The sequence below is a fragment of the Marinicauda pacifica genome, from assembly GCF_004793635.1.
Lineage (GTDB): Bacteria > Pseudomonadota > Alphaproteobacteria > Caulobacterales > Maricaulaceae > Marinicauda > Marinicauda pacifica.
Window position 1 is genome coordinate 1 of record NZ_SRXV01000051.1, and the last position, 314, is coordinate 314.

At 65.3% G+C, this 314-nt stretch carries 1 protein-coding gene; it reads left to right on the forward strand.

The window, feature by feature from the left end; genetic code table 11:
• Positions 1-57 precede the first annotated feature (57 nt).
• Positions 58-314, forward strand: a 257-nt coding sequence (locus E5162_RS14350; RefSeq protein WP_135945955.1) for a hypothetical protein, incomplete at its 3' end; no start/stop codon positions are given.

Consider the following 314-nt stretch of genomic DNA (forward strand, 5'->3'; position numbering starts at 1 on the left):
CTCAAGGCGACCGCACGCGGAGACGCGCAGTGTGCGTTCTCGCCGGCGCCCGGACGCATGTCCCTGGCGGCCGAACCCGGCATCGACGATGCAGATTATGCGGCGGCCGGATTTCAACGCTGCGGTCCGCTGGCCGTACGCCTCGACATTCTCGAACGCCTCGCCGACCTGATCCGCGAAGCCCGTCAGGCTCATCCGAACCGCCAGTTCGAACCCGCTCCGGCCATGACCAGTCTTTTGGGCTGTTCGGTCGCGGACTTGCGCGGCGTGCTCAAATCATTGGGCTACAAGCGTGTTCAGAAGGGCGATGATCC